The organism is Haladaptatus sp. W1 (assembly GCF_001723155.1).
In the GTDB taxonomy this organism is placed as follows: Archaea; Halobacteriota; Halobacteria; order Halobacteriales; family Haladaptataceae; genus Haladaptatus; species Haladaptatus paucihalophilus.
The window spans coordinates 1-2662 of record NZ_MEIH01000279.1; the positions used below are offsets into that span (position 1 = coordinate 1).

General features: G+C 56.0%; 2 protein-coding genes and 2 pseudogenes. 2 read left to right on the plus strand and 2 right to left on the minus strand.

The window, feature by feature from the left end:
• Positions 1-363: pseudogene (locus BG842_RS13235) on the minus strand (polysaccharide biosynthesis protein); the annotation flags it as partial.
• A 63-nt stretch (positions 364-426) separates the two neighbouring features.
• Entirely contained in the window at positions 427-1140 is a 714-nt protein-coding gene (locus BG842_RS13240; protein ID WP_139136114.1) for a sulfatase-like hydrolase/transferase, read from the minus strand.
• 372 nt (positions 1141-1512) lie between these two features.
• Here BG842_RS13240 and BG842_RS13245 point away from each other — a divergent pair, with 372 nt between their 5' ends.
• Together BG842_RS13245 and BG842_RS13250 are read left to right on the plus strand one after the other, a co-directional pair.
• A complete protein-coding gene (locus tag BG842_RS13245) occupies positions 1513-2226 on the plus strand; it encodes a sulfatase-like hydrolase/transferase (RefSeq protein ID WP_139136115.1) in 714 nt (237 codons plus the stop codon).
• Positions 2227-2289: 63 nt separating this feature from the next.
• Positions 2290-2662 (plus strand): annotated as a pseudogene (locus BG842_RS13250) (polysaccharide biosynthesis protein); the annotation flags it as partial.

The window sequence follows — 2662 nt, forward strand, 5'->3', positions numbered from 1 at the left end:
CACGAACAAGAACGGTGCCATGGCGATACCACTGTACGACCGAAAACGGTCGGCCAACAGCAATCCGATCGCCGTGGCAATGAGGATCCAAACCGCGTTGAAAAGGAACTGCGCACCGACGAGTTCTCGTCGCTTCGTTTCATTGTCTGCAAATTGTTTCTTGCTAGCGGTCGCCCAGCCCATCAAGGGCCGATCCGCAAGCTTCGTTACACTGAACAGTAAGTAGTAGCCACCGAATGCCTTCGGCCCGAGTTCCCGTGCAAAGAGAATACTCCCGAAGAATCCGACTGCTGCCATCGCAAACTTCGCAATCGTCGCCTTCGCCGTCTCACCACCGAGACTCACATCAGTCGCTTCGGTCACATGCCACCTCCACGACGGGCAGCCATATCGAGTGTCGGGACGATAGCACTGGCGAGTGATCGACTAGGCATAGCCGAGACTTTCTAACTGTTCGACCACGGTGTCCGAAACGTGGTCTTCCATCGCTCTTTCGAGGTTTAGCGACTCGACTGCTTCCGAAATTTTTGGTTGCCACTGTTCGTCACCGACGAATCCGTCGAGCGTCTCGTAGTGATACTGCTCCTCTGCGATTCCATAACAGTCCCGGTCGTACTTGTCTGGGTCATTTCCGACCTTCTCGACGACTTCCCGCCGACGTTGGGATAAACCTCGGTACTCGACTAGCCGTGAATCGCGGTTCGTGGGTAGAAGCAAGGATTCTCCCCGAGGACTTGGTATGTCGAGATTAGCGAGGTCAGCAAGCGTCGCGTGAACGTCCACGAGGCTCGCTACGCTCTCGGCGTCCGGGATGTCCACGTCACCAGAGATGCAGAGAGGTACGTGGCTTACCTCTGGACGAATCCCTATCCAGTGCAACCATGTATCATCCTCGCCGAGCATTTCGCCGTGGTCTGCGACGGTAATGACTACGTCGAAGTCTTCCTGAACCGCTTGGAAGATTTTCTCGTACATGTCCGATTGATATCGGACGGCGTCGTCGTACGCGGTACGTGGCCATTCCGGGTCGTCGTAGCCACCGAGCAGCGACGGACGCTTTTTGTTTATCTCGGGACGCTTGACTGTTTTATACTCCTCTGGGGGGTCGTAAGGCACCCACCGCTCGGCGTGTGTGGTGATTGGCCGATATTCTCCCCGATCTGTGGCGCGTCTCGGCCACGCCGTCGATCGCGAATCTCTTCTTCGTCATAGCCCCGAAGCATATCTCTGAAATTGGTCTTCGTGGTCTGGACGAACCCATCACGTTTCGTCTGAATATTCTCCTTGCGAGTGTTGGCCACCTTCTCCCCGGCGTGGCACCCGTGTGGGTGCGCGACGCCGCCGGGAGAAGGTGGCCAACACTCGCAAGGAGAATATTCAGACGAAACGTGATGGGTTCGTCCAGACCACGAAGACCAATTTCAGAGATATGCTTCGGGGCTATGACGAAGAAGAGATTCGCGATCGACGGCGTGGCCGAGACGCGCCACAGATCGGGGAGAATATCGGCCAATCACCACACACGCCGAGCGGTGGGGTGCCTTACGACCCCCAGAGGAGTATAAAACAGTCAAGCGTCCCGAGATAAACAAAAAGCGTCCGTCGCTGCTCGGTGGCTACGACGACCCGGAATGGCCACGTACCGCGTACGACGACGCCGTCCGATATCAATCGGACATGTACGAGAAAATCTTCCAAGCGGTTCAGGAAGACTTCGACGTAGTCATTACCGTCGCAGACCACGGCGAAATGCTCGGCGAGGATGATACATGGTTGCACTGGATAGGGATTCGTCCAGAGGTAAGCCACGTACCTCTCTGCATCTCTGGTGACGTGGACATCCCGGACGCCGAGAGCGTAGCGAGCCTCGTGGACGTTCACGCGACGCTTGCTGACCTCGCTAATCTCGACATACCAAGTCCTCGGGGAGAATCCTTGCTTCTACCCACGAACCGCGATTCACGGCTAGTCGAGTACCGAGGTTTATCCCAACGTCGGCGGGAAGTCGTCGAGAAGGTCGGAAATGACCCAGACAAGTACGACCGGGACTGTTATGGAATCGCAGAGGAGCAGTATCACTACGAGACGCTCGACGGATTCGTCGGTGACGAACAGTGGCAACCAAAAATTTCGGAAGCAGTCGAGTCGCTAAACCTCGAAAGAGCGATGGAAGACCACGTTTCGGACACCGTGGTCGAACAGTTAGAAAGTCTCGGCTATGCCTAGTCGATCACTCGCCAGTGCTATCGTCCCGACACTCGATATGGCTGCCCGTCGTGGAGGTGGCATGTGACCGAAGCGACTGATGTGAGTCTCGGTGGTGAGACGGCGAAGGCGACGATTGCGAAGTTTGCGATGGCAGCAGTCGGATTCTTCGGGAGTATTCTCTTTGCACGGGAACTCGGGCCGAAGGCATTCGGTGGCTACTACTTACTGTTCAGTGTAACGAAGCTTGCGGATCGGCCCTTGATGGGCTGGGCGACCGCTAGCAAGAAACAATTTGCAGACAATGAAACGAAGCGACGAGAACTCGTCGGTGCGCAGTTCCTTTTCAACGCGGTTTGGATCCTCATTGCCACGGCGATCGGATTGCTGTTGGCCGACCGTTTTCGGTCGTACAGTGGTATCGCCATGGCACCGTTCTTGTTCGTGGTCTTGTTAG